The following is a 23,581-nucleotide window of genomic DNA, read 5'->3' as shown; positions in this document are numbered from 1 at the left end:
CTGAGGACGTGGCGGACGTTGGCACGGTTCCGAGCACGCTGGCGGCGAAACTCTCAGGCCTCAGCCCACACCTCCGTCACCGCTCGGCGTCCCGCCTCCAGATCCACCGAGCGTCCCGACTCGGTCAGTGCCGCGCCCAAGGCGGCCACACAGGCATGCACAGCTCCACGCGTCGCATCGGGCCCGTAGTGGTTGACCCGGATCATCTCCTTGGCCAGCGCACCCCCACCCGCGACCACCGGAAGAGCTGGATCGGCGGCCAACGCCCGGGCCACCAGTTCCGAGGCGTCAACCCCCGTAGGCGTACGCAACGTTGTGGCAACAGGCGCCGCGTCCCCGGCCTCGTACACGTACGGCCCAAGTCCGCCGCCCAGGGCGAGAGCCCCCGCCCGGGTCGCCGCCGCGGCCGTCGCGTGGCGGGCCATCACCGCTTCCAGCCCCTCCACCTCGATCCGCTCCACGCACGCTTCGAGCGCGAGCATCTCCAGCTGTGCCGGCGCGTGCAGCAGTGCCTTGCGGCCGCCGTCGATCCAGCGTTCCTTCCAGTCCAGGAGGGAGAGATACGAGCGGCGCGGAGCCCGCGGGTTCGCGGACATCCGTGCCCACGCCCGCGAACTCACCGACACCGCCGAGACCCCCGCGGGTCCGCCCATCGCCTTCTGCGCCCCGATCACGCACAGATCGACACCCCACGCGTCCGGCAGCAACGGCTCGGCGCCCACCGAGGCCACGGCATCGAGCATGAACAGCGCGCCGTGCTCGCGTACGACCTCACCTATCTCCGCCACGGGGTTGGTGTTGCCGGTCGCCGCCTCCGCGTGGACCAGCGAGACGAAGTCGATCTCCGGGTGTGCCGCGAACGCCTCCCGTATCCGCGCGGCCGTGACCGCAGTGTGGAAGGGCACGGCGAGATCGATCACGGTCGCCCCGCAGTCCCGCAGCCAGTTTCCGAAGGTCTGTCCGTACGGGCCGGTGATCACGTTCAGTGCGGTCGTCCCCGGTCCTGCGGCGCCCCGGATGCAGCCCTCCAGCGGAAGCAGTGCCTCGCCCTGCGTGATCACGACGTCCTGCTCGGTGGAGAGCAGCCGCGCCACTCGGTCCTCTATCGCCGCGAAGCGCGCGACGGTCAGCGGCGCCAGGTTCAGGAACGGGTGGGTCATGGCGGTGCTCTCTTCGCTCACGGGGGTAGGTCGTTGAGAGCGTAACGGGCGGCCCTTGCGCCCCCAACCGGAGAGTTCTGAGGCTGGACCACCCAGTGACCATGGGAATGGTTTGGGTGACTCAAAGCTTTCCTTATAATCGAATCTTCAATCCCCTCACAGGAGGTCTCCGTGAACACGGTCCCCGGACGCCGGACCCGCATTCTGGCCGCCACCACCGCGACGGCCGGGCTGCTGCTCGTGGCCGGATGTTCGTCGGGCGACGGGGGAGGCGAGACCGTCAAGGGGGTCAGCCTCGTCAAGGCGGGGCAGCTCACGACCTGCACGCATCTGCCGTACCCGCCCTTCCAGTCGGAGGTCGACGGCAAGGTGCAGGGCTTCGACGTGGCGCTCATAGACCTGGTCGCCAAGGACCTGGGCGTGAAGCAGGACATCCTGGACACGCCGTTCGAGAACTTCAAGACCGGTGCGTTCCTCAACTCCGGGGAGTGCGACCTCGCCGCGGCCGGCATGACGATCACCGACGAGCGCAAGAAGAACGTCGACTTCTCCGACCCGTACTTCGACGCCACCCAGGCCGTCCTGGTCGACAAGAAGAGCGGCATCGGCTCCTTCGACGCCCTGAAGGGCAAGAAGCTCGGCGCCCAGGCACAGACGACGGGCGAGGAGTACGCGAAGAGCAAGGGCTTCGACCCGGTCTCCTTCGAGAGCTCCGACGCCGTCCTCAACGGCCTGCGCACCAGCCAGGTCCAGGCCGTCGTCATCGACTACCCGGTCGTCCAGGGCTGGCTCAAGGACAAGGCGAACGCCGACGCCTTCGAGGTCGTCGACAACCTCAACACCGGTGAGCAGTACGGCTTCTCGGTGAAGAAGGGCAACACCGAGCTCGTCGACGCCATCAACAAGGCACTGAAGGACGCGAAGGCCGACGGCACGTACAAGAAGCTGTACGAGCAGTGGATCGGCCCGTACGACGAGAACGCCGCGGGCGACGCCGCCGCATCCGCTTCCCCGTCCGCCGCCTCATGAGCAAGGTTGACACCCAAGTCCAACCGCGCAAGCAGGGCCTGACCAGGCGTCAGAAGCGCGCCGTCTCGCGAGGAATCCAGTACGCGGTCTTCGTCGCCGCCCTGGTCGCCCTCGGCGTCACAGCCGACTGGGACGGGCTGCAGAACCAGTTCGCCCAGACCGACCTGGCGAAGGAACTGTTCCCGGACATCATCACGCTGGCACTGCGCAACACCGTGCTCTACACGCTGTCCGGCTTCGCGTTCGGCCTCGCCCTCGGCATGGTCATCGCACTCATGCGGCTCTCGCCGGTGGGACCGTACCGCTGGATCGCCGGCATCTACATCGAGATCTTCCGCGGACTGCCCGCCCTGCTGATCTTCATCTTCGTGGGCGTCGCCGTACCGCTGGCCTTCCCGGGCACGGAGATCCCCGGCGGTACGTACGGGAAGGTGGCCCTCGCGCTCGGTCTGGTGGCCGCCGCGTACATGGCGGAGACCATCCGCGCGGGCATCCAGGCCGTGCCCAAGGGGCAGATGGAGGCGGCCCGTTCGCTGGGCTTCTCGCATACGCGCGCCATGGCCTCGATCATCATCCCGCAGGCGTTCCGCATCGTGATCCCGCCGCTCACCAACGAACTCGTCCTCCTCTTCAAGGACTCCTCGCTGGTGCTGTTCCTCGGCGTCACCCTCGAAGAGCGCGAACTCGCCAAGTTCGGCCGGGACTTGGCGAGTGAGAGCGCCAACTCCACGCCGATCCTGGTCGCGGGCCTGTGCTATCTGCTGGTCACGGTCCCGCTCGGTTTCGTCGTACGCCGTCTTGAGACGAAGGCCGGGGAGGCCACCAAATGAGCACGGAAGTCTCTTCGGCGACACCGGAGATCCAGGTCAAGGGCCTGCACAAGTCCTTCGGCGACAACGAGGTGCTGCGCGGCATCGACCTGGAGATCGGCCGCGGCGAGGTCGTGTGCGTCATCGGCCCGTCCGGCTCAGGCAAGTCCACGCTGCTGCGCTGCGTGAACCTCCTGGAGGAGCCCACCAAGGGCCAGGTCTTCGTCGGCGGCACCGAAGTCACCCACCCCGACGTGGACATCGACGCCGTACGCCGCCGGATCGGCATGGTCTTCCAGCAGTTCAACCTCTTCCCGCATCTGTCGGTGACCGAGAACCTCGCCCTGCCGCAGCGCCGCGTACTCGGCCGGGACAAGGCGGAGGCGGCGAAGGTGGCCGCCGACAACCTGCGGCGCGTCGGCCTCTCCGAGAAGGCGGACGCGTATCCCTCCTCACTCTCCGGCGGGCAGCAGCAGCGCGTGGCGATCGCCCGCGCGCTCGCCATGGGGCCCGAGGTGATGCTCTTCGACGAGCCCACCTCCGCGCTCGACCCCGAACTCGTCGGCGACGTCCTCGCGGTGATGCGCATGCTCGCGAACGAGGGCATGACGATGATGGTCGTCACCCACGAGATGACCTTCGCGCGCGAGGTCGCCGACCGGGTCGTCTTCATGGACGACGGCGTGATCGTCGAGGACGGCACACCCGAGCAGGTCATCGGCAACCCGGCCCACGAGCGCACCCGCCACTTCCTGTCCCGGCTCCTCGACCCGGCCATGGCGGACGTGGAGGAGATCTCGGACCAAGTGGGCAAGGGGGAGTAGCCCACGCCTGACTAAAGTGCAGACCATGAGCGATCGCGCGGTGCTGCACGTGAAGGGGCGGGTGCTCGTCGGCCCCGACGACGCCCGGGACGAACTCTGGGTGATCGACGGCAGAGTCTCGTACGAGCGTCCCGTCGGCGCCCGTGATGTCCGTACCGTTCAGGGCTGGGCGCTGCCCGGACTCGTCGACGCGCACTGCCACGTCGGGCTCGACACCCACGGCCCGGTGCCGGACGACGTCTCCGAGAAGCAGGCCCTGACCGACCGCGACGCCGGCACCCTCCTCATCCGCGACGCGGGCTCGCCCTCAGACACCCGCTGGATCGACGACCGCGACGACCTCCCGAAGATCATTCGGGCCGGCCGCCACATCGCCCGCACCCGTCGCTACATCCGTAACTTCGCGTGGGAGATCGAGCCCGACGACCTCGTCGCCTACGTCGCCCAGGAGGCCCGGCGCGGTGACGGCTGGGTCAAGCTGGTGGGCGACTGGATCGACCGCGGAACGGGAGACCTGAGCGCCTGCTGGCCGCGAGACGCGGTCGAGGCGGCCATCGCCGAGGCCCATCGCCTCGGCGCGCGCGTCACCGCCCACTGCTTCGCCGAGGACTCCCTGCGGGACCTGGTCGAGTCCGGCATCGACTGCATCGAGCACGCCACGGGCCTGACCGAGGACCTCATCTCCCTCTTCGCCGCACGCGGCGTCGCCATCGTCCCCACCCTCGTCAACATCGCCACGTTCCCGCGCCTCGCGGCCGGCGCCGAGTCCAAGTTCCCGCGCTGGTCCGCCCATATGCGACGGCTCCACGAGCGGCGCTACGACACCGTGCGCTCCGCGTACGACGCGGGTATCCCGGTGTACGTCGGCACCGACGCCGGCGGTTCGCTCGCGCACGGGCTGGTGGCGGGCGAGGTGGCCGAGCTGGTGACCGCCGGGATTCCGCCGGTCGAGGCGCTGTCGGCCACGTCGTGGGGGGCGCGTGCGTGGCTGGGGCGGCCCGGCCTTGAGGAGGGGGCGCCCGCGGACCTAGTCGTCTATGACGGGGATCCGCGGGCGGATGTACGGGTGCTGGCGGATCCTCGGCGGGTGGTGTTGAACGGACGGGTGGTCGGCTAGGGAGCGGCTCATCCGGCAGCGTTCGCCCTGTCGACCACGGCGCGAGTCCGCCGCCGTCGCTTGTCGGTGCGGCGGGAACCCTATGCGGCTGAGCTGAATTCAGTTAAGGTCTCGCGACATCGGCGAGGAGGTCGCAAAATGTCGTTCGTCCTGATCCACGGAGCCGGCTTCGGTGCGAACTGTTGGGACGAGCTGATCCCCCATCTGAACGCGGAAGCGCTGGCAGTCGACCTTCCGGGTCGCGGGACGAGAGCCGAAGTCGGGTTGGGCACGGTCACTCTCGCGGACTGTGCCGATGCGGTCCGGGAGGACGTCGAGGCGAAGGACCTGCGGGACGTGGTGCTGGTCGGCCACTCCTTCGCGGGAGTCACGGTGCCGCGTGTCCTGGACCTCATACCCGAACGGATCCGCCAGGTCATCCTCGTGTCGGCCGTCGTACCTCCCGACGGATCCCGGGTGCTCGACCAGATCGATCCCGGAGTGCGGGACCTGGTCGAACAGTCCATCGTCGGCGGTGTCTACCACCAGACACGCGAGGGCGCCGCCGCGATGCTGTGCAACGACATGGACGACGCGACCGCCGCATCCGCTCTGGACCGGCTGGCCGACGACTCGGGTGCCCTGCTGAGGGAGCCCGTGGACCTGAGCGGCTACCGGCGGGAGATACCCCGGACGTACGTGCACCTCACCCGGGACCAGTGCTACGTCGAGGAACTCCAGCAGCGATCCATCGCGCTGCTTCGGCCGAACGTCGTCGATCTCGACACCGGCCACATGGCAATGATCAGCGCACCCGGAAAGCTCGCCGCCATCCTCAACGCCGTTCACGGCTGATCGCCGGGGCAGGGCAGCCCCCCCCCCCCGCCGCTACCGCCCCACCCCTGTCACCGCCCTGTCCAGCGCCTGCAGGAACCGGTTCACCGTCGACCGGTCCCGTACCGCCAGCCGCAGCCACTCCTCGCCCAACCCCGGGAACGTATCCCCGCGGCGCACCGCGTAGCCGAGGGTGCGTAGGTGGTGGCGTACGGCCGCCGCTCGAGGAAGCCGTACGAGGACGAAGGGACCCTCCGCGGGCTCCGCCACAGCCAACCCGTCGGAGGCGAACTCCTTGAGCCCTGCGACAAAATGGGCCCGGTCCGCAGCGACCCGGCGGGCCGCGTCGGCCTGTTCCGCGAGGGCCCGCGGGGACATGCAGGCCTCCGCCGCCGCGAGGGCCGGCGTGGAGACCGGCCACAGGGGCTGCGCCCGCTCCAGGTCCGCGATCGTCTCCGGAGGAGCGAGCACGTAGCCGATCCGCAGCCCGGCCAGGCCCCACGTCTTCGTGAGGCTGCGCAGTACCACCAGGCCGGGGACATCGACACGCCCGGCAAGGGCCTCGCGCTCATCCGGTACCGCGTCCATGAACGCCTCGTCGATCACCAACGTCCGTCCGGGACGGGCGAGTCCGGCGATCGTGGCCGCCGGGTGGAGGACGGACGTGGGGTTGGTCGGGTTGCCGATCACCACCAGGTCCGCGTCCTCGGGGACAGCCGACGGGTCCAGGCGGAAGCCGTCCTCCTCGCGCAGCAGCACCCGGTCCACGGCGTGACCCGCGTCCCGCAACGCCGCCTCCGGCTCCGTGAACTGCGGGTGCACCACCACCGGCTGACGTACCTTCAGGGCGCGGGCGAGCAGCACGAAGGCCTCCGCCGCGCCCGCCGTGAGGAGTACACGCTCCACGGGGAGCCCGTGCCGGGCGGCCACCGCCGCGCGCGCGGCCCGGCCGTCCGGGTAGGCGGCCAGCCCGGTCAGCGACTCGGCTATTCGCTCGCGCAGCCACGTGGGAGGCGTGTCGGCGCGGACGTTCACCGCGAGGTCGACGAGGGCCGAGCCGTCGTCGCGTACCTCGGCGTCACCGTGGTGACGGAGGTCGTGCGCCCGGTCCTCGGTTCCCTCGGGTCTCTCAGTGCGCATGGGAGTGTGCATGGCCGTGGTGGTGACCACCGTGGTGGTGATCGTCGTCGTCCGGGTGGAAGTGAGGCTGCTGGGGCATGCCCACCTTGTCCTCGAAGCCCGGCAGCGCGATGCGGTAGACGCAGGAGTCGCAGTTCATCCGGAGGTCGCCGGCCACGGCCTCCCGATAGCGCTCCATCACCAGGTCGAGCAACTCCGGCTCCGGGCCGATGACTTCGGCCGACCGTACGTCGACCTCCGGGTGCGCCGCCGCCCAGCCTTCGGTCTGCAGCCGCACCCGGTCCGGCAGGATGCCGGTGAACAGGAAGTAGGGGAGCACGACGATCCGGCGGGCGCCCAGCCGCACGCAGCGGTCGAGCCCTGACGGCACATCCGGCGCCGCGAGCGACACGAACGCCGTCTCCACGCCCGCGTACCCCCGCCCCTCCCACAACAGCCGCGCCGCCTTGTGGACCTCCGCGTTGGCGTCCGGGTCGGTCGAGCCCCGCCCGACGAGGAGGACGGTCACATCGGCCCGGTCGAAGGGCGTGCGCGCCGTAGAGCCGAGCGCCTCGTCGAGCCGTCGCTCAAGGACGGCGAGCAGCGCGGGGTGCGGGCCGAGCGGGCGCCCGTACGTGTACGAGATCCCCGGGTGTCGTTCCTTCTCACGGGCCAGCGCCGCCGGAATGTCGCCCTTGGCGTGCCCGGCCGACACGAGCATCAGCGGGACGGCGGCGAAACGGCGTACCCCTCGCTCGACCAGCTCCGTCACGGCGTCGCCGAGCGGCGGCGGGGACAGCTCGATGAAGCCGCCCGCGACGGGGAGTTCGGGGGTGCGGCGGCCCAACTCCCGCACGAAGTCACGGAAGGCCTCGGCGCCCGCCTCGTCCCGGGTGCCGTGTCCGGCGATGAGCAGGGCGGGCGGCTGGGACGTGGTCACGGTTTCTCCTTCAGGGGCGCGGAGGCCTCGGATACGGGGTGTACGGGGTGCGAAGGGGGTACGGGGTGATACAGCAGGGCGTTCAGCGCCGCCGCGGCGACCGCCGAACCGCCCTTCTCGGAGATGTTGCTGACGGCGGGCAGCCCGCTCTCCCGCAACGCGGCCTTGGACTCCGCCGCGCCGACGAAACCGACGGGCAGACCGATGACGAGCGCCGGAGCGGCGTCCAGCGTCAGCAGCTCCTCCAGTGCGGTCGGAGCGCAGCCGATCACCCAGAGCGCACCGGGCCCGACCTGCTCGTACGCGAGCCGGATCGCATGCGCCGAACGGGTCAGCCCAGGACCGGACTCGGCGTCCTTCAGCCGGCACACGGTCTCGCGCCGGGTGATGCCCGCCGCGACCATCTCCACGTCCACCACGACGGGCGCCCCGTCGTGCAGCGCGGCATGAGCCTTCTCCAGCGCGCCCTCGTCCATGACGAGGTCCTCCGCGTACGCGAGGTCGGCCGCCGAGTGGATCACCCGTTCCACGACCGCGCGCGTCAGCGGCGGGAAGTGCGAGGTGTCGAGCCGGGAGCGCAGCCGCCGGAAGGACTCCACCTCAATGGGGTGTACGACGCGGTTCACCTGGCCTCCTCCTGCCAGCGGTAGCCGCGCGGCGTGACCATGCGGCCCGCGATCTCACGGGTCGCCGTGTTGCCCACCGTCACGACCGTCATCATGTCGACGGTGGCCGGGTCGAGTTCGGCGAGCGTGGTGAGGCGGCTGGACTCGTCCGGGCGCGAGGCGTTGCGTACGACACCGACGGGCGTCGCCGGCTCCCGGTGCTCGCCGAGGATCGCGAGCGCCTTGGGCAGCTGCCAATCGCGGCCCCGGCTACGGGGGTTGTAGAACGTCACCACGATGTCCGCCTCCGCGGCGGCCCGTACCCGCCGCTCGATGACCTCCCACGGCGTGTGCAGGTCGGACAGGCTGATCGACACATGGTCATGGCCGAGCGGCGCCCCCAGGATCGCCCCGGCCGCGAGCGCGGCGGTCACTCCCGGCACTCCGACCACGTCGATGTCGTCGGACGCCTCCGCGAGCGCGGGCGAGGCCATCGCGTACACGCCCGCGTCCCCGCTGCCGATGAGCGCCACCGCATGCCCAAGTCGCGCCTCCGCCACGGCGGTTCGGGCCCGCTCCTCCTCCGCGCCGAGCCCGGATTCCAGAATCCGGGTGCCGGGGCGGAGCAGGTCGCGGATCTGGTCGACGTACTGGTCGAGCCCGACGAGCACGGAGGCGCGGCGCAGTTCGTCCTTGGCGCGTGGGGTGAGGAGGTCGCGCGCGCCGGGGCCGAGCCCGACGACGGCGAGTCGGCCGCGGGAGGGACGCCGTACGACGGCACAGGTCGCCATCGCGGGCTGTCCGGCCTGTCCGGCCGACTTCCGCTTGGGTACGAGGAGTTCGCCGCCCTGTACGAGCGCGGCGGCTTCCGCCACGGAGGGCGTACCGACGGCGGCAAGCGGGGCGTCCGACGGGTTCGGTACGGCCACGGCCGCCAACTCCTCGGCGGAGTACGTGACCAGAGGTACCCCGAGGCGGGCGGCTGCCTCCACGATGCCGGGCTCGTCGGCCTTGGCGTCGACGGTGGCGAGTTCGGCGACCGACTTCGCCGACAGGCCGGCATCGCGCAGGGCGTCCTCGATGTTCGCCAACACCTCGTCCACGGGGGCGCCCTTGGAAGCGCCGACGCCGACGACGAGGGACGGCGGGCGGAGGACGACTTCGTGCGCGGCGGGCTCGGCCAGGCGGTCGCTGACGCGGATCGTGTACTGACCTGTCGGGGTGACGGGAAGCGGAGGGAGCGGCCACGGCACCTCCGCCTCCAGGGCGACGGGCTCCCCGTCCAGCAGAGCCCGCGACACACCGGCGACATCCCCCTCGACCGGAAAACCGAGCGTGTCCAGGCCGGGCACCCCGACCGCGTCCGTCGCCGTCGTCACCACGGGCTGCGCGCCGAGCAACTCACCCACCGCGCCCGCGAGTTCATTGGCGCCGCCCCCGTGCCCGCCGACGAGCGAGACGGCGAACCGTCCGCCCTCGTCGACACACACGATCCCGGGGTCGGACGCTTTGTCCGCCAACAGCGGCGCGACGAGCCGCACAACAGCCCCAGTCGCCAGGAAGCACACCAGCTGCTCACACTCCGCGAAGGCCCGCCGCACGGCATCGCTCACGGGACCGTCGTACACCCGCGTGCGATCCGGCCAGGCCGCGGCCACCCGTTCACGGGCCCTGGCACCCGCCGCCGTCGCCGAAATCAGGCCGATCACTGAGTAACTCCCTTGGTACGCGCCTGAGGCCTGACGCCCCACAGCAGAAAGACGGGATTGGTCGCCGCGAGCCGGGTCACGTCCCCGGGCAGCGGCGCGAGCCGGGACGACTGCAGCAATACGCCGTCACAGTCGAACCCGGCGGCCAGCAGCGCCTCCCGCGCCGCCGGAACCCGGTCGAGCGCGGCCATCGCCACCACGACCGACCGCTGCGCCCGCCGTGCGCAGTCCGTCACGATCGCGGGCAGCTCACGCCCGCCGCCGCCGATGAACACGGCGTCGGGGTCGGGGAGTTCGGACAGTACGGCGGGTGCGACGCCCTGCACGGCGGTCACGTGGACGCCGTGCGCGGCGGCGTTGGCGCGAACGCGCTCCACGCCGTCCCCGCTCTTCTCGACGGCGGTCACGGCGGCCCCGAGCCGCGCGCACTCCACGGCGACCGAGCCGGAGCCCGCGCCGATGTCCCAGACGTGGTCGCCGAGCCGCGGCCCGAGCCGGGCCAGCGCCAGGGCCCGTACCTCGAACTTGCTGATCATCGAGTCGCGGTACATGAACTCGCCCTCGTCCAGGGCCCATTGGGCGGGCCCGGGTGGTGGTCCGGCGATCGTGCGCACGGGGGAGAGGGCGCGGGACTCGTCGAGGCACAGCACGACGCTGACCGCCGTTCCCCACTCGCGGGCGGCGGCCTCGGCGGGCGTGACCCGCTCGACGCGCTCGTCCGGGCCCGAACCCAGGGCCGAGGCCACGACGAGGACGCGCTCGCTCGACTGCGACTGCGATTGCAGCGCGGCGCCCAGTTCCGCGGGCCCGGCGCCCGGGCCGGTCAGCACCGCCACCTTCGGGTGGGCCCGGCAGACGTTCACCGCGGTCCGTGGATCCCGGCCGTGAGCGCTCACCACGACCGCGTCGTCCCAGGTCAGGCCCAGTCGTGCGAAGGCGGTGGCGACGGAGGAGACACCGGGGCGTACATCCAGGGTGTGGGCGCCGAAGCGCTCGGCGAGCGCTCGTACGATGCCGAAGAAGCCGGGGTCCCCGGAGGCCAGTACGACGATGCGCTGTTGATCAGCGTGATGCGCGGGCTTCTTCAGGTGCTGCTCTATCGCGTCGAGGGCGGGGGGCAGCGGACCGAGGACGATCCGTTCCACCGTGTCCGGCAGGGGGGCCGCCGCCAGATGCCGACGGGCGCCCACGACGAGCGTCGCCGCGGCCAACTCGGCCTCGGCGTCCGGAGGAAGGGGCGCCCCCGTTCCCGTACCGACGACAGTGATCATGGTGTGGCACCCCGCATGCCTTGCGTACGCAGCGCCTTACGAGCCTCCGGGTCCGCCTTGCGGAAGCCGTGGAAGTGGCCCGGGTGGTAGAGGTGCGAGCGGGTGCCGTGCGCGTCGAGGGCCGGGCCGACCAGGAACAGCGTGTGCTTCCACAGCTTGTGCTCCTTGACGGTCTCCTCCAGCGTGCCGATCGTGCACTTCACGATCAGCTCCTCGGGCCAGGTCGCCTGGTACGCGACCACGACCGGCGTCGTCGTCGGGTAGCCGCCCTCCAGCAGCTCCCGTACGAGCTGGCCGCTGCGGGCGGCGGACAGAAACAGTGCCATGGTGGTGCCGTGGCGAGCGAACTCGCGGACCTCCTCGCCCGGCGGCATGGGCGTCTTGCCGCCGCCGAGGCGGGTGAGGATCACGGACTGGGCGATCTCGGGGATGGTCAGCTCGCGTTGCGCCAAGGCGGCGACGGCGGAGAAGGAGGAGACGCCGGGGACGATCTCGGTCTCGATGCCGATGTTCTCGCACCGGTCGACCTGCTCCTGCGTGCCGCCCCACAGCGCCGGGTCGCCGGAGTGGATGCGGGCCACCTTCAGGCCTTCCGCCGCGGCCCGCTCGTACACGGCGACGACGTCCTCGAGCGACATGGTCGCCGAGTCGAGGATCTCCGCTCCTTCGCGCGCGTGCTCCAGGACCTCCTCCTGCACCAGGCTGGCCGCCCAGATGACGATGTCGGCCTCGGCGATCGCTTTCGCGGCGCGGAAGGTGAGCAGGTCGGCTGCGCCGGGCCCGGCGCCGACGAAGGTCACCTTGGGGGTGGAGGCGTCGGGCATGGGGGGTGGGTCCTCTCCTACGAGTGGTACGAGTACTGCGAGGGCTGCGTGCGAGGGCTACGAGTGATCAGCGATTTCGGGCGGTCACAGCTTGCCGCCGCGTTTGCCATGGCGTTGAGCTGGGGCGATGAGGGTGGAGAGGTAGGGCAGGGGAGTGCCGTCCAGGTCGGACGCGGGACTGATCGACTCGTCGGGCAGGCCCAGCGCGGAACCCCATACCGCGTCATCGAGCCGCCCGGTCTCCCGCAGCGCCGCGACCACTTCCTCCGCGAGGCGGCCGAACTTGTACGCCACCACCGTGCCCGGACCGGCGAGCGCGTCCTTCAGCACCGCGGCGCCGGCCGTGACGGGGACCAGGGTGAGTGGCTCGGTGCCCTCGGTCAGTACGGCACCGGAGCGGGCGGCGAGGTCCTGCATGGCGGTGATGCCGGGCACCGTTTCGACGACCGTCCCCGGAACCAACTCCTCGATGGTCTGCGCGAGATAGGTGAACGTGGAGTACACGTTAGGGTCGCCGATGGTCGCGAAGGCGACCGTTCCGTGGGTGCGCAGCAGCTCGGCCACCCGTGCACCGGCCGCGTCCCAGGCAGCCTCGCGCCTGGCTCGGTCCGACCGCTCGTTGAGCGCGAACACGACCCGTACGACCTTGTCCTCGGGCACATAGTGCAGCACGGTGGCCTCGGCGCGGCCGCGCTCGCCGCCATCCTTTCCGTCAGATGCAGCCATCACAGGAACGACGACCACGTCCGCCGCACGGAGAGCGTTGACCCCCTTGACGGTCACGAGCTCCGGGTCCCCGGGCCCCACTCCGACTCCGATCAGTCTGCTGCTGCTCATGACGTCCGGCACCTCTCCACGAACCGACGGGCGACACCGGGTGCGGACGCCCAGTGCGTGTGCACGTAACTCGCGTGCACACCTTGTTGTACGAAACCTTCGACCCGCCGCTCAGGAGCGTGGAGCCCCCAGGCGGGAGCGGCCCCCGCGCCGGGCTCGACGACGGTGCGGTGAAACTCGTGCCCGCGCATCCGCGTCCCGGCTACGGCGAGCACGCTGTCGCTCACGGCCACGGCGTCCCGATACCCCAGGGTCAGCCGCTCGTCCATACGGGCGGTCGTGTCCAGGACACCGCACATGGGCTGACCGTCGAGCTCACGGGAGAGGTAGAGGAGGCCGGCACATTCGGCGGCGACGGGAGCGCCGCTGAACGCCAGCTCGGCGATGGCTTTGCGCAGGGGTTCGTTGGCGGACAGCTCGGCGGCGTACACCTCCGGGAACCCGCCTCCGATGGCCAATCCGGCCGTTCCGTCCGGCAGTTGCTCGTCATGGAGCGGGTCGAAGGTGATGACTTCGGCTCCGGCGGCGGCGAGCAGTTCGGCATGCTCGGCGTAGGAGAAGGTGAAGGCGGGGCCGCCGGCGACGGCGACGAGGGGCGCCTTGGGTTTGGCCGGTTCATGTGAGCTCAGGCCGGCACCAACCAGCCCGTCCGGCGCTTGAGGACGAGGCCGTTCAGGCCGATACGGGGGTCTGGGGGCGGAGCCCCCAGTTTCGGGAAGGGGCGGGGCTGGGGAAGAAGCGCCGCAGGCCACCACCCCAGCCACATCCCAAGCCGCACCCGACAACGAGGGCGCACCGCGCGCCACCGCAAGCAGCGCATCCAGATCACACCCCTCCCGCACCAGCGAAGCCATGGCACCGACCGCCTCAACAGCCTCCGCCCGCCGCTCGGCAACCGGCACAAGACCAAGGTGCCGAGAAGGAGTACCCACCTGCCGAGCCCGCCGCAGGACGCCAAGCACCGGCACCCCCGACTCGTCCAACGCCTCCCGCAACATCACCTCATGCCGCTCGGACCCGACCTTGTTGAGAATCACCCCCGCAACCCGCACTTCGGGATCCCAGGAAGCGAACCCATGCACCAACGCAGCCACCGACCGGGACTGCGAAGACGCATCCACGACCAACACCACCGGCGCCCGCAGCAACTTCGCCACATGAGCGGTGGAGGCCAACTCCCCCTCCCCGGCGGCCCCGTCGTACAGCCCCATCACACCCTCGACAACGGCGACATCACACCCACGCGCACCATGCGCGAACAACGGAGCCACCAACTCCGCCCCACACAGATACGCATCGAGATTCCGCCCCACTCGCCCAGCGGCAAGCGAGTGATACCCGGGATCGATGTAGTCGGGCCCCACCTTGTGCGGAGACACGGCAAGCCCCCGCGAGGCGAACGCCGCCATCAGCCCCGTAGCAACAGTGGTCTTGCCGCTTCCGGAAGAAGGCGCGGCAATGACCAGCCGAGGGACGGAAATCACCACTCGATGCCCCTCTGGCCCTTCTGACCGGCGTCCATCGGATGCTTGACCTTGGACATGTCGGTGACGAGATCGGCGAATTCGACGAGCTTCTCGGGCGCGTTCCGCCCGGTGATCACCACATGCTGCGTCCCCGGCCGGTCCCGAAGCACCGAGATCACCTCGTCGACATCGACCCACCCCCAGTGCATGGGGTACGCGAACTCATCGAGGACATACAGCTTGTACGTCTCGGCAGCGAGGTCCCGCTTGACCTGCTCCCACCCCTCGCGGGCCTTCTCCTCGTTGTCCATCTGGGAGTCGCGTTGCACCCAGGACCAGCCCTCACCCATCTTGTGCCAGTCGACGGACCCGCCCTCACCGGAGGCACCGAGGACCCGCAAGGCGTTCTCCTCGCCGACCTTCCACTTCGCCGACTTCACGAACTGGAACACCCCGATCGGCCACCCCTGATTCCAGGCCCGCAGCGCGAGCCCGAAGGCAGCGGTGGACTTGCCCTTGCCGATCCCCGTATGCACGACGACGAGAGGACGATTACGCCGCTGACGAGTCGTCAACCCGTCATCCGGTACGACACTCGGCTGTCCCTGCGGCATTACGCGGCCCTCCTGCCATTGTCCCTGCTGCCCTGAACGTCCCTGACAAGCCCGGCGATCGAGTCGGCCCGCAGCTCGTCCAACGTGACTGCCGTACCACCGAGTTCACCCGCGAGCTGCCCCGCGAGCCCGAGCCTTACCGGCCCCGACTCGCAGTCGACGACCACGGACGCGACCCCGTCGGCCGCGAACAGCCGCGCCGCGCGGCCCGAGAGCGCGACGGGATCCGGCCCGCCCGTAGCCCGCCCGTCCGTCACCACGACGACGAGCGAACGCCGCGCGGGATCTCTGAGCCGCTCCACCCGCAGCACGTCATGGGCCCTCAACAGCCCCGCGGCCAGCGGTGTCCGCCCACCCGTCGGCAACGACTCCAGCCGGGCCGCCGCCGCGTCCACCGACGAGGTCGGCGGCAACGCGACCTCGGCGTCCTTCCCCCGGAAGGTCACCAGCCCCACCTTGTCCCGCCGCTGATACGCGTCGAGCAGCAGCGACAGCACGGCCCCCTTCACCGCACTCATCCGCTGCCGTGCGGCCATGGATCCGGAGGCGTCCACGACGAACAGGACGAGATTGGACTCGCGGCCCTCTCTGGTCGCCTGCCGCAGATCGTCGCGCCGTACGACAAGTCCGGGCCCCGACCGTCCACGAGCCCGCTGATGCGGGGCCGCGGCCTGCACGGTCGCCGCCAAGTGCAGCTTGGTGAGCGCCCCTTGGGGCCGTCGGGCCCCGGTGGTCCGCCCGTGCTCGGTCCGCGCCCGAGAGCGACGCCCGGCAGCACCCTCGCCGAGTCCGGGCACGCTCAGCGCCTTGGTACGAAACGGCTCGGCAGCCCGTACGGGGGACTGCTCACCGCCACCGGGTGCGGTCGGCGCCTGCTCGTCGCCCTCCGAGGGCTCGCCTTGCGCCGGAACCTCACCGGCAGGTGACTCGCTGTCGTCGCCCGGCCCGTCCTGCGGCGGCTGCCCGCCACCGCCGGGCCCGTCCGGATCCGGGTCCTCGTCGCCGGAGTCGTCCCCGCCGCCGAACTCCTCCAGTGTTTCGTCGAGTTTGTCCTCGTCGAGTCCGGGCGCGTCGAAGGGCGACCGGCGCCGACGGTGAGGAAGCGCGAGCAGCGCGGCCTGCCGGACGTCCTCCGCGAGTACGTCGGTACGGCCGGCCCACGCGGCCAACGCCGTAGCGGTCCGCGCCATCACGATGTCGGCGCGCATGCCGTCGACCTCGAAGGCACTACAGGTCGCCGCGATCTGCCGCAACGCCCCGTCGCCCAGCTGCACCGACGGCAACAACTCCCGCGCCGCCACGATCCGCGCCCGTACGGCGGCCTCCTCGTCGGCCCAGCGCGCCGCGAAGCCGGCGGGGTCGTCGTCGTACGCGAGCCGCCGCCGCACGACCTCGACCCGTTGGTCCGGCTCCCGCGAGGCGGTGACCTCGACGGTCAGCCCGAAGCGGTCGAGGAGCTGGGGCCGCAGCTCGCCTTCTTCGGGGTTCATGGTTCCGACCAGCAGGAATCGGGCGGCGTGCCGGACGGAGACGCCTTCTCGCTCGACGTACGAGGCACCCATCGCGGCGGCGTCCAGCAAGAGGTCGACCAAGTGGTCGTGCAAGAGATTGACTTCGTCGACGTAAAGGATTCCTCGGTGCGCCGAGGCGAGCAGCCCCGGCTCGAACGCCTTCACGCCCTCCGCAAGTGCTCGCTCGATGTCGAGTGCGCCGACGAGCCGGTCCTCGGACGCGCCGACCGGCAGCTCGACCATTCGCGCGGGACGCGTCGTACCGGGCCCCACCTCGTGCGGACCGTCGGGACATGCCGGATCTGGCGACCCGGGCGCACATGAGAACCGGCACCCGGCGACGACGTCCACCTCCGGCAGGAGGGCCGAAAGGGCGCGCACGGATGTGGACTTGGCGGTCCCCTTTTCCCCGCGCACGAGGATTCCGCCGACCTGCGGTGACACTGCGTTCAGCAGCAGTGCCAGCCGGAGGTCGTCTTGTCCGACGATGGCGGAGAACGGGTAGGGGGTGGTCACGCTGTGATCACTCCTTCGGGTGACGTTTCACTGAGCGGGGCCAAGGCTGGCCGCAGGCGTGCCACGGTCAAGGCTTGGTCCCCGCCGACGCGGGGGTGGTCCTGGATTACGCCGACGGCGTTGCGGAAGCGCCAGGTTGTCTCCGCCGACACGGGGGTTCCCAGGGAGATCACTCGTCTCCCTCCAGATCGCCCTCGAGCTCGAGGTAGGTCTGCCGGAGCCGGTCCAGGGTCTCCTGGTCCGGCTCCGCCCACAGCCCGCGCTCTGCCGCCTCCAGTAGACGTTCGGTGATGCCGCGCAGTGCCCACGGATTGGACTTCCGCATGAAGTCCTGGTTTTCCTGCGAGAACACGTACTCGGACGCGAGCTTCTCGTACATCCAGTCGTCTACAACCCCGGCCGTGGCGTCGTACCCGAAGAGGTAGTCGACGGTCGCGGCCATCTCGAAAGCACCCTTGTAGCCATGCCTGCGCATCGCAGCCATCCAGCGCGGGTTGACGACCCGGGCCCGGAACACCCGATGCGTCTCCTCGCCGAGGGTCCGTGTCTTCACCTGGTCGGGTACGGCCGAGTCGCCCACATACGCTTCCGGGCTGGCCCCCGTCAGATGCCGCACCATGGCGACCATCCCGCCGTGGTACTGGAAATAGTCGTCCGCGTCGACAAGATCATGTTCTCTGGTGTCGACATTTTTCGCCGCCACCGCGATCCGCTTGAACGCCGTCTCCATGTCCCCGCGCGCCGCCCGCCCCTCCAGCCCGCGCCCATACGCATAACCGCCCCACACCGCGTACACCTCGGCGAGATCGGCATCAGACCGCCAGTTCCGCGCATCGATCAACGGCAGCAACCCCGCCCCATAAGCCCCCGGCTTCGACCCGAAAATACGAGCCGTAGCCCGCCGTCGATCCCCATGCTCAGCGGCGTCCTCCTCCACATGCGCCCGCACGAAGTTGCTCTCCGCGGGCTCATCAAGCTCCGCCACCGCCCGAACCGCATCGTCAATCAGCCCCACCACATGCGGAAACGCATCCCGGAAGAACCCGGAGATACGGACCGTGACGTCAATCCGCGGCCGGCCCAGTTCCTCCACCGGAACCACCTCGAAGCCCGTCACCCGCCGCGACGCGTCGTCCCACACCGGCCGGCAGCCCAGCAGCGCCAGGATCTCCGCGATGTCATCGCCCTGGGTGCGCATCGCGGACGTACCCCAGACCGTCAGGCCGACCGACTTCGGGTACTCACCGGTGTCGGCCAGATACCGCTGGACCAGCGAGTCCGCCAGCGACTGCCCGACCTCCCAACTCAGCCTCGAAGGAATGGCCTTGGGGTCGACCGAGTAGAAGTTGCGGCCGGTCGGCAGGACGTTCACGAGCCCGCGCGTAGGCGAACCCGACGGCCCAGCCGGGACGTAACCGCCGTCCAGGGCCCGGAGGATGTGGTCGATCTCGTCCGTCGTACGGGCGAGGCGCGGCACGACCTCACGGCACGCGAACTCCAACACCGCTACTGCGTCCGGGAGTTCGGAGCCGACGACCTCGCGTACGAGAGCGGGGACGGCCGTGACGTCCCAGCCGCGCTCTTCCATGCCCTCCGCGACCTGGCGGCACAGGATCTCCAGGAGGTCGATCGCGTCCGCAGCCGTGCGTGACGGTCCTTCGACGAGGTCGGTCAGCTCGGCCGGCACCTTCAGCGGCGTGCCCGGCTCGGCGAGCAACTCCTTCTCGACCAGCCCGAAATGAGAGGCGAACGAGGCGCGCAGGCCCGGCAGCGCGTTCGCGGCGCCGCCCCACACCTGGGAGGCCCGCAGCACGGCGAGTACGAGATTGACGCGCGGCTCGCCCTCCGGCCCCCCGCCCAGGATGTGCAGCCCGTCCCGGATCTGCACGTCCTTGATCTCGCACAGGTAGCCATCGATGTGCATGACGAACTCGTCGAACGCGTCGTCGTCCGGCTGATCGTCCACGTGCAGGTCGTGGTGCAGCTCGGCCGCCTTGACCAGCGTCCAGATCTGCGCGCGTACCGCCGGCGCCTTCGTCGGGTCCAGGTCGGACACGAGGGCGTACTCGTCCAGGAGCTGCTCCAGCTTCGCTAGATCCCCGTACGTGTCCGCGCGCGCCATCGGCGGTACCAGGTGGTCGACGACCGTGGCGTGACCGCGGCGCTTGGCCTGGGTGCCCTCGCCGGGGTCGTTGACGATGAAGGGATAGATCAGCGGCAGGTCGCCGAGCACCGCGTCCGGCGCGCAACCCACGCTCAGCCCAAGCCCCTTGCCCGGCAGCCACTCCATCGTGCCGTGCTTGCCCATGTGCACGATCGCATCCGCGCCAAAGCTGTTTTCCAGCCACCGGTACGCCGCCATGTAGTGGTGCGACGGCGGCATGTCCGGGTCGTGGTAGATCGCGATCGGGTTCTCGCCGAAACCGCGCGGCGGCTGGATCATGACCACGACGTTCCCGAACTGGAGGGAGGCCAGCACGATGTCGTCCCCGTCGACGTACAACGACCCTGGCGGCTCCCCCCACGCCTCCAGCATCCCTTCCCGCAGCGCGGGGTCGAGCTTGTCGAACCACGCCTGGTAGTCGGCGAGCGGTACGCGCGCCGGCGCGGCGGCCAGCTGATCCTCCGTCAGCCACTCGACGTCGTGACCGCCGGCCGCGATGAGCCGGTGGATCAACTCGTCGCCGCCGGACGGGTATTCGGTGACCCTGTATCCAGCGTCCCGCAGTGCGTCAAGGACCCGTACCGCTGAAGCCGGGGTGTCGAGCCCCACCGCGTTCCCGACGCGTGAGTGCTTCGTCGGGTAGGCGGTGAAGACGAGCGCGAGCTTCTTCTCGTCGTTCGGCTTGTGCTTCAACTGCGCGTGCCGTACGGCGATTCCGGCCACCCGCCCGGCCCGTTCCGGATCGGCGACGTACACCGGTACGTCGTCAGGGCCCTGCTCCTTGAAGGAGAACGGGACCGTGATGATCCGCCCGTCGAACTCCGGGATCGCGACCTGCATCGCCGCGTCCATGGGAGAGAGGGCGGCATCGGACTCATCCCACGCCTGCTTCGAAGACGTCAGGCAAAGCCCTTGCAGCACAGGGATGTTGAGGTCCGCCAGCGCCCCGATGTCCCAGGCCTCCTCGTCACCGCCCGCCGAGGCCTGCGAGGCGTGTGTGCCTCCCGCCGCGAGCACGGTGGCGACCAGCGCGTCGGCCTTCCCGAGGATCTCGTACAGGCCATCGTCGGCGCCGCGCAGCGAACCGCAGTACACGGGAAGGGCGTTGGCGCCGCGCGCCTCGATCGCGTTGCACAGGGTGTCCACGAAGGCGGTGTTGCCGGACAGTTCATGGGCCCGGTAGAAGAGCACGCCGATGGTCGGGCGGCCGTCGGCGTACGGACGCTCGCCGTGGACTCCGTACTCGGCCATCTTCCGCGGTTCTTCGAAGCCTTCGCCCGTGAGCAGCACGGTGTCGGAGAGGAAGCGGGCCAGTTCGGCGAGGTTTCCGGGGCCGCCCTCCACGAGGTACCGCAGCGCCTCCGCCACGACACCGGCCGGTACCGATGACTCGGCCATCAACTCCGCGTCGGGGACAGTCTCCCCGCCGAGCAGAACCGTCGGGATCCCGGACGTCTTCAACGCCGCGAGCCCGTCCTCCCAGGCGCGTTTGCCACCCAGCAGGCGTACGACGGCGATGTCCGCGCCCTCGACGAGCGCGGGCAGCTCCTCCGCCACATCCACCCGGGTCGGATTGCCGATCCGGTACGAGGCGCCGGAAGCGGCCCGGGCCGCCAGCAGATCCGTATCGGCGGTCGACAACAACAGCACTGTGCTCATGCGGGCGCTCCCGGTGGAATGAAGGGCAGTCCTGATGGCGCGCCCGACTCGATGAGTCGCCACAGCGCGTCCGTGTCCGCGTGGTTCTCGATCAGATCGCCGAGCCGGTCGAGCTGTTCCTCGCGCAGCGCGGCGAACGAGGTGTCGGCGGCCGGTACGAAACGGCGGCCCGCGGCGGCCGCCACCTCGCGCAGGAAGGCCCGCCGGAAACCGTCCGACTCCAGTGAGCCGTGCCAGTGCGTGCCCCAGATCTCGCCGACCCGGCAGCCGTCCAAGAAGGGGACTCCGCCGGTGACTTCGGCGACGCCGTGATGGATCTCGTACCCCTCGACGTGCTCGCCGAGCGCCTCGCCGACGGGCCGCGTAAGGGTCTTCTCGCGAGCGAACCGCACGCGTACGGGGAGCAGTCCGAGTCCGTCGACATGGCCCGCGCGTGACTCGACCTCGTCCTCGATGTGCTCGCCGAGCACCTGGAAGCCGCCGCAGATCCCGAGGACGGGCCGCCCCTCAGCGGCTCTGCGCATCAGCGCGTCCGCGAGGCCGCGCTCCCGCAGCCACTCCAGGGCCCGCACCGTCCCGCGGGTCCCCGGGATCACCACGAGGTCGGCGTCGGCCAACTCCTCGGGGCGGTCCACGAACCGCACCACGACGCCCGGTTCGGCGGCCAACGCGTCCACGTCGGTGAAGTTGGACATGAGGGGGATCGCACAGACGGCGACCCGTAGGACGTCCTCGCCGACGGGCGGAGCGACCACGGACTCGCGCACCGTGCCCCGCAACGACACCCGCAGTCCGTCCTCCTCGTCGATGCCGAGCCCGTGCTGGAAGGGGAGCACACCGTATGTCGAGCGCCCGGTGAGGCCGTAAAGCATGTCCAACCCCGGCTCCAGCAGCGACACATCGCCGCGGAACTTGTTGACCAGGAACCCGGCGACGAGTTCCTGATCCTCCTGCGACAGCAGAGCGACCGTCCCGAAGAACGACGCGAAGACCCCGCCACGATCGATGTCACCGACCACCAGCACAGGGAGCCGGGCATTCCTGGCGATCCCCATGTTCACGATGTCGGTCCGCCGCAGATTGATCTCGGCGGGACTGCCCGCCCCCTCACAGATCACCGCGTCATACGTGCCCCGCAACTCGGCCAGGCAGTCCAACACGGTCCCGAGAAGCCTCTCCTGCCTGCCCCCGTGATAGCCGCGCGCGCTCAACTCGCCCACCGGTTTGCCCATCAGCACGACCTGGCTGCTGCGGTCGCTGCCCGGCTTCAGCAGTACGGGGTTCATGAGCGCCGTCGGCTCGACGCGTGCGGCTTGTGCCTGCATGGCCTGCGCGCGCCCGATCTCGGCGCCCTCGCGTGTGACGAATGAATTGAGGGACATGTTCTGCGCCTTGAAGGGAGCGACTTTCACCCCCTGGCGAACCAGCCACCGGCAGATCCCGGCGGTGACCACGCTCTTGCCCGCGTCGGAGGTGGTCCCGGCGACGAGCAGCCCGCCGCCGCTCATGACGTACGCCCCTTTGTGTCGAGTCGTCTGGTGAGGAGCCGTCTCGTGACGAGTCGCCCGGCGACGGTCGCACCGAGTGCGAGCCGGCTCACGCGCCGCGAGAGCCGCACGGCCCGCTCGATGTCGTCGACCCGCACGGCCCGCCCCTCGCCGTTGAGTACCGGACGGTGCTCGACTCGCCCGCCGTACGACAGCGTTCCGCCCAGCCGTACTCCCAACGCTCCCGCGAACGAGGCCTCGACGGGCCCGGCGTTGGGGCTCGGGTGCCGGGTGGCGTCGGCGCGCCAGGCGCGTACGGCCCCGCGTGGATCGCTGCCCGCGACGGTCGCGAGCACGGCGGTCAACCGGGCGCCCGGCCAGCCCGCCACGTCGTCGAGCCGCGCGGAAGCCCAGCCGTAGCGCCGGTACTTGGACGACCTGTGCCCGACCATGGCGTCCAGCGTGTTGACGGCCCGGAAGCCGACGAGTCCCGGCACACCTGCCACGGCGCCCCACACGAGCGCGCCGACCACCGCGTCGGAGGTGTTCTCGGCGACGGACTCGACGACGGCCCGGGCGATCCCGTCGGCGTCCAGCGCCTGGGGGTCCCGTCCGCACAGGTGCGGCAGCCGTTCCCGGGCCATCTCGATGTCCCCTGCGGCGAGTGCCTCGCCGATGGCCCGGGCCTCGCGGCCGAGCGAAGTCCCGCCGACCACGGTCCAGGTGGCGGCGGCGGTCAGCGCGACGGAGGCGGCACGGGACGTACGTACGGAAGTGGCGGCGAGGGCCGCGAGGGATACGGCACCGCCTACGCACACGGCGGTGTGCAGCGCGCCCCACCCACGGTGGTCCCGCCACAACACCCGTTCCACGGCGCCCGCGGCCCGCCCGAACGCGGCGACCGGATGTCCACGGCGCGGATCGCCGAGGAGTTGGTCACCGAGGAGGCCGGCGGCGGCGCCGTACGCGAAAACGCGATCGGCACGCATGGGGGTCAGCCTGTCGCTACGTCAGGCAGAACCCTTGGGGCCCTCGAATCCCTCGTACTCGGCAAACTGATCCGCAACAGGCAGCCGCGCATGGCGTTATGTCCTCACTCAGGGTGTC

At 70.6% G+C, this 23,581-nt stretch carries 19 protein-coding genes; 5 read left to right on the top strand and 14 right to left on the bottom strand.

The window, feature by feature from the left end:
* Positions 1-53 precede the first annotated feature (53 nt).
* A complete protein-coding gene (locus OP79_RS00400) occupies positions 54-1,160 on the bottom strand; it encodes a pyridoxal-phosphate-dependent aminotransferase family protein (RefSeq protein WP_033318104.1) in 1,107 nt (368 codons plus the stop codon).
* Positions 1,161-1,331: 171 nt separating this feature from the next.
* On the opposite strand from OP79_RS00400, the gene OP79_RS00395 reads away from it, so the two are divergent.
* The 5 genes from OP79_RS00395 to OP79_RS00375 all read left to right on the top strand — a co-directional run bounded on the left by OP79_RS00395 (position 1,332) and on the right by OP79_RS00375 (position 5,773).
* Positions 1,332-2,189, top strand: coding sequence for a transporter substrate-binding domain-containing protein (locus OP79_RS00395; protein ID WP_033317817.1), 858 nt, complete (start codon positions 1,332-1,334; stop codon positions 2,187-2,189).
* Entirely contained in the window at positions 2,186-3,019 is an 834-nt protein-coding gene (locus tag OP79_RS00390) for an amino acid ABC transporter permease (protein ID WP_033317816.1), read from the top strand. Before OP79_RS00395 ends, OP79_RS00390 begins: the two co-directional genes overlap by 4 nt.
* The gene (locus OP79_RS00385; protein ID WP_033317815.1) at positions 3,016-3,822 is read left to right on the top strand and encodes an amino acid ABC transporter ATP-binding protein; all 807 of its coding nucleotides are present in this window, start codon (positions 3,016-3,018) and stop codon (positions 3,820-3,822) included. Before OP79_RS00390 ends, OP79_RS00385 begins: the two co-directional genes overlap by 4 nt.
* Before the next feature lie 25 nt (positions 3,823-3,847).
* Positions 3,848-4,939: an amidohydrolase family protein gene (locus OP79_RS00380; RefSeq protein ID WP_033317814.1), complete on the top strand. Its 1,092-nt coding sequence runs from the start codon at positions 3,848-3,850 to the stop codon at positions 4,937-4,939.
* 138 nt (positions 4,940-5,077) lie between these two features.
* Entirely contained in the window at positions 5,078-5,773 is a 696-nt protein-coding gene (locus OP79_RS00375; protein WP_033317813.1) for an alpha/beta fold hydrolase, read from the top strand.
* Between the two features lie 33 nt (positions 5,774-5,806).
* On the opposite strand, the gene cobC is transcribed toward OP79_RS00375, so the two are convergent.
* The 13 genes from cobC to OP79_RS00310 all read right to left on the bottom strand — a co-directional run bounded on the left by cobC (position 5,807) and on the right by OP79_RS00310 (position 23,463).
* The gene (gene cobC / locus OP79_RS00370; protein WP_033318103.1) at positions 5,807-6,892 is read right to left on the bottom strand and encodes an Rv2231c family histidinol phosphate aminotransferase CobC; all 1,086 of its coding nucleotides are present in this window, start codon (positions 6,890-6,892) and stop codon (positions 5,807-5,809) included.
* Positions 6,882-7,811: a sirohydrochlorin chelatase gene (locus OP79_RS00365; RefSeq protein WP_033317812.1), complete on the bottom strand. Its 930-nt coding sequence runs from the start codon at positions 7,809-7,811 to the stop codon at positions 6,882-6,884. The genes cobC and OP79_RS00365 overlap by 11 nt, the downstream gene beginning before the upstream one ends.
* On the bottom strand, positions 7,808-8,437 hold the full coding sequence (locus OP79_RS00360) for a precorrin-8X methylmutase (protein WP_051744276.1): 630 nt from the start codon (positions 8,435-8,437) through the stop codon (positions 7,808-7,810). The genes OP79_RS00365 and OP79_RS00360 overlap by 4 nt, the downstream gene beginning before the upstream one ends.
* Entirely contained in the window at positions 8,434-10,125 is a 1,692-nt protein-coding gene (cobJ, locus tag OP79_RS00355; protein WP_033317811.1) for a precorrin-3B C(17)-methyltransferase, read from the bottom strand. The genes OP79_RS00360 and cobJ overlap by 4 nt, the downstream gene beginning before the upstream one ends.
* Positions 10,122-11,396 (bottom strand): bifunctional cobalt-precorrin-7 (C(5))-methyltransferase/cobalt-precorrin-6B (C(15))-methyltransferase, encoded by a 1,275-nt coding sequence (locus OP79_RS00350; RefSeq protein WP_033317810.1) that lies wholly within the window; start codon positions 11,394-11,396, stop codon positions 10,122-10,124. The genes cobJ and OP79_RS00350 overlap by 4 nt, the downstream gene beginning before the upstream one ends.
* Entirely contained in the window at positions 11,393-12,220 is an 828-nt protein-coding gene (cobM, locus tag OP79_RS00345) for a precorrin-4 C(11)-methyltransferase (protein WP_033317809.1), read from the bottom strand. The genes OP79_RS00350 and cobM overlap by 4 nt, the downstream gene beginning before the upstream one ends.
* A gap of 84 nt (positions 12,221-12,304) precedes the next feature.
* Positions 12,305-13,057 carry a precorrin-2 C(20)-methyltransferase gene (gene cobI, locus OP79_RS00340; protein WP_211270706.1) on the bottom strand — a complete coding sequence of 251 codons (753 nt, stop codon included), beginning with the start codon at positions 13,055-13,057 and terminating at the stop codon, positions 12,305-12,307.
* Positions 13,054-14,544, bottom strand: a complete 1,491-nt coding sequence (locus OP79_RS00335; RefSeq protein WP_033317807.1) for a cobyrinic acid a,c-diamide synthase CobB — start codon at positions 14,542-14,544, stop codon at positions 13,054-13,056. The genes cobI and OP79_RS00335 overlap by 4 nt, the downstream gene beginning before the upstream one ends.
* Positions 14,538-15,137 (bottom strand): cob(I)yrinic acid a,c-diamide adenosyltransferase, encoded by a 600-nt coding sequence (gene cobO, locus OP79_RS00330; protein WP_033317806.1) that lies wholly within the window; start codon positions 15,135-15,137, stop codon positions 14,538-14,540. Before cobO ends, OP79_RS00335 begins: the two co-directional genes overlap by 7 nt.
* Complete coding sequence (locus OP79_RS00325; RefSeq protein ID WP_033317805.1) at positions 15,137-17,164, bottom strand: putative cobaltochelatase; 2,028 nt, start codon at positions 17,162-17,164, stop codon at positions 15,137-15,139. Before OP79_RS00325 ends, cobO begins: the two co-directional genes overlap by 1 nt.
* Positions 17,165-17,333: 169 nt before the next feature.
* Positions 17,334-20,987 carry a cobaltochelatase subunit CobN gene (gene cobN / locus OP79_RS00320; RefSeq protein WP_033317804.1) on the bottom strand — a complete coding sequence of 1,218 codons (3,654 nt, stop codon included), beginning with the start codon at positions 20,985-20,987 and terminating at the stop codon, positions 17,334-17,336.
* Positions 20,984-22,495, bottom strand: coding sequence for a cobyric acid synthase (locus OP79_RS00315; protein WP_033317803.1), 1,512 nt, complete (start codon positions 22,493-22,495; stop codon positions 20,984-20,986). Before OP79_RS00315 ends, cobN begins: the two co-directional genes overlap by 4 nt.
* Positions 22,492-23,463 (bottom strand): cobalamin biosynthesis protein, encoded by a 972-nt coding sequence (locus tag OP79_RS00310; protein ID WP_033317802.1) that lies wholly within the window; start codon positions 23,461-23,463, stop codon positions 22,492-22,494. Before OP79_RS00310 ends, OP79_RS00315 begins: the two co-directional genes overlap by 4 nt.
* Positions 23,464-23,581 lie beyond the last annotated feature (118 nt).

This window comes from Streptomyces yerevanensis (genome assembly GCF_000716805.1).
GTDB classification, from domain to species: domain Bacteria; phylum Actinomycetota; class Actinomycetes; order Streptomycetales; family Streptomycetaceae; genus Streptomyces; species Streptomyces flaveus.
Note: the sequence above shows the minus strand (reverse complement) of the source record. Positions and strands in the feature narration are given on the sequence as shown.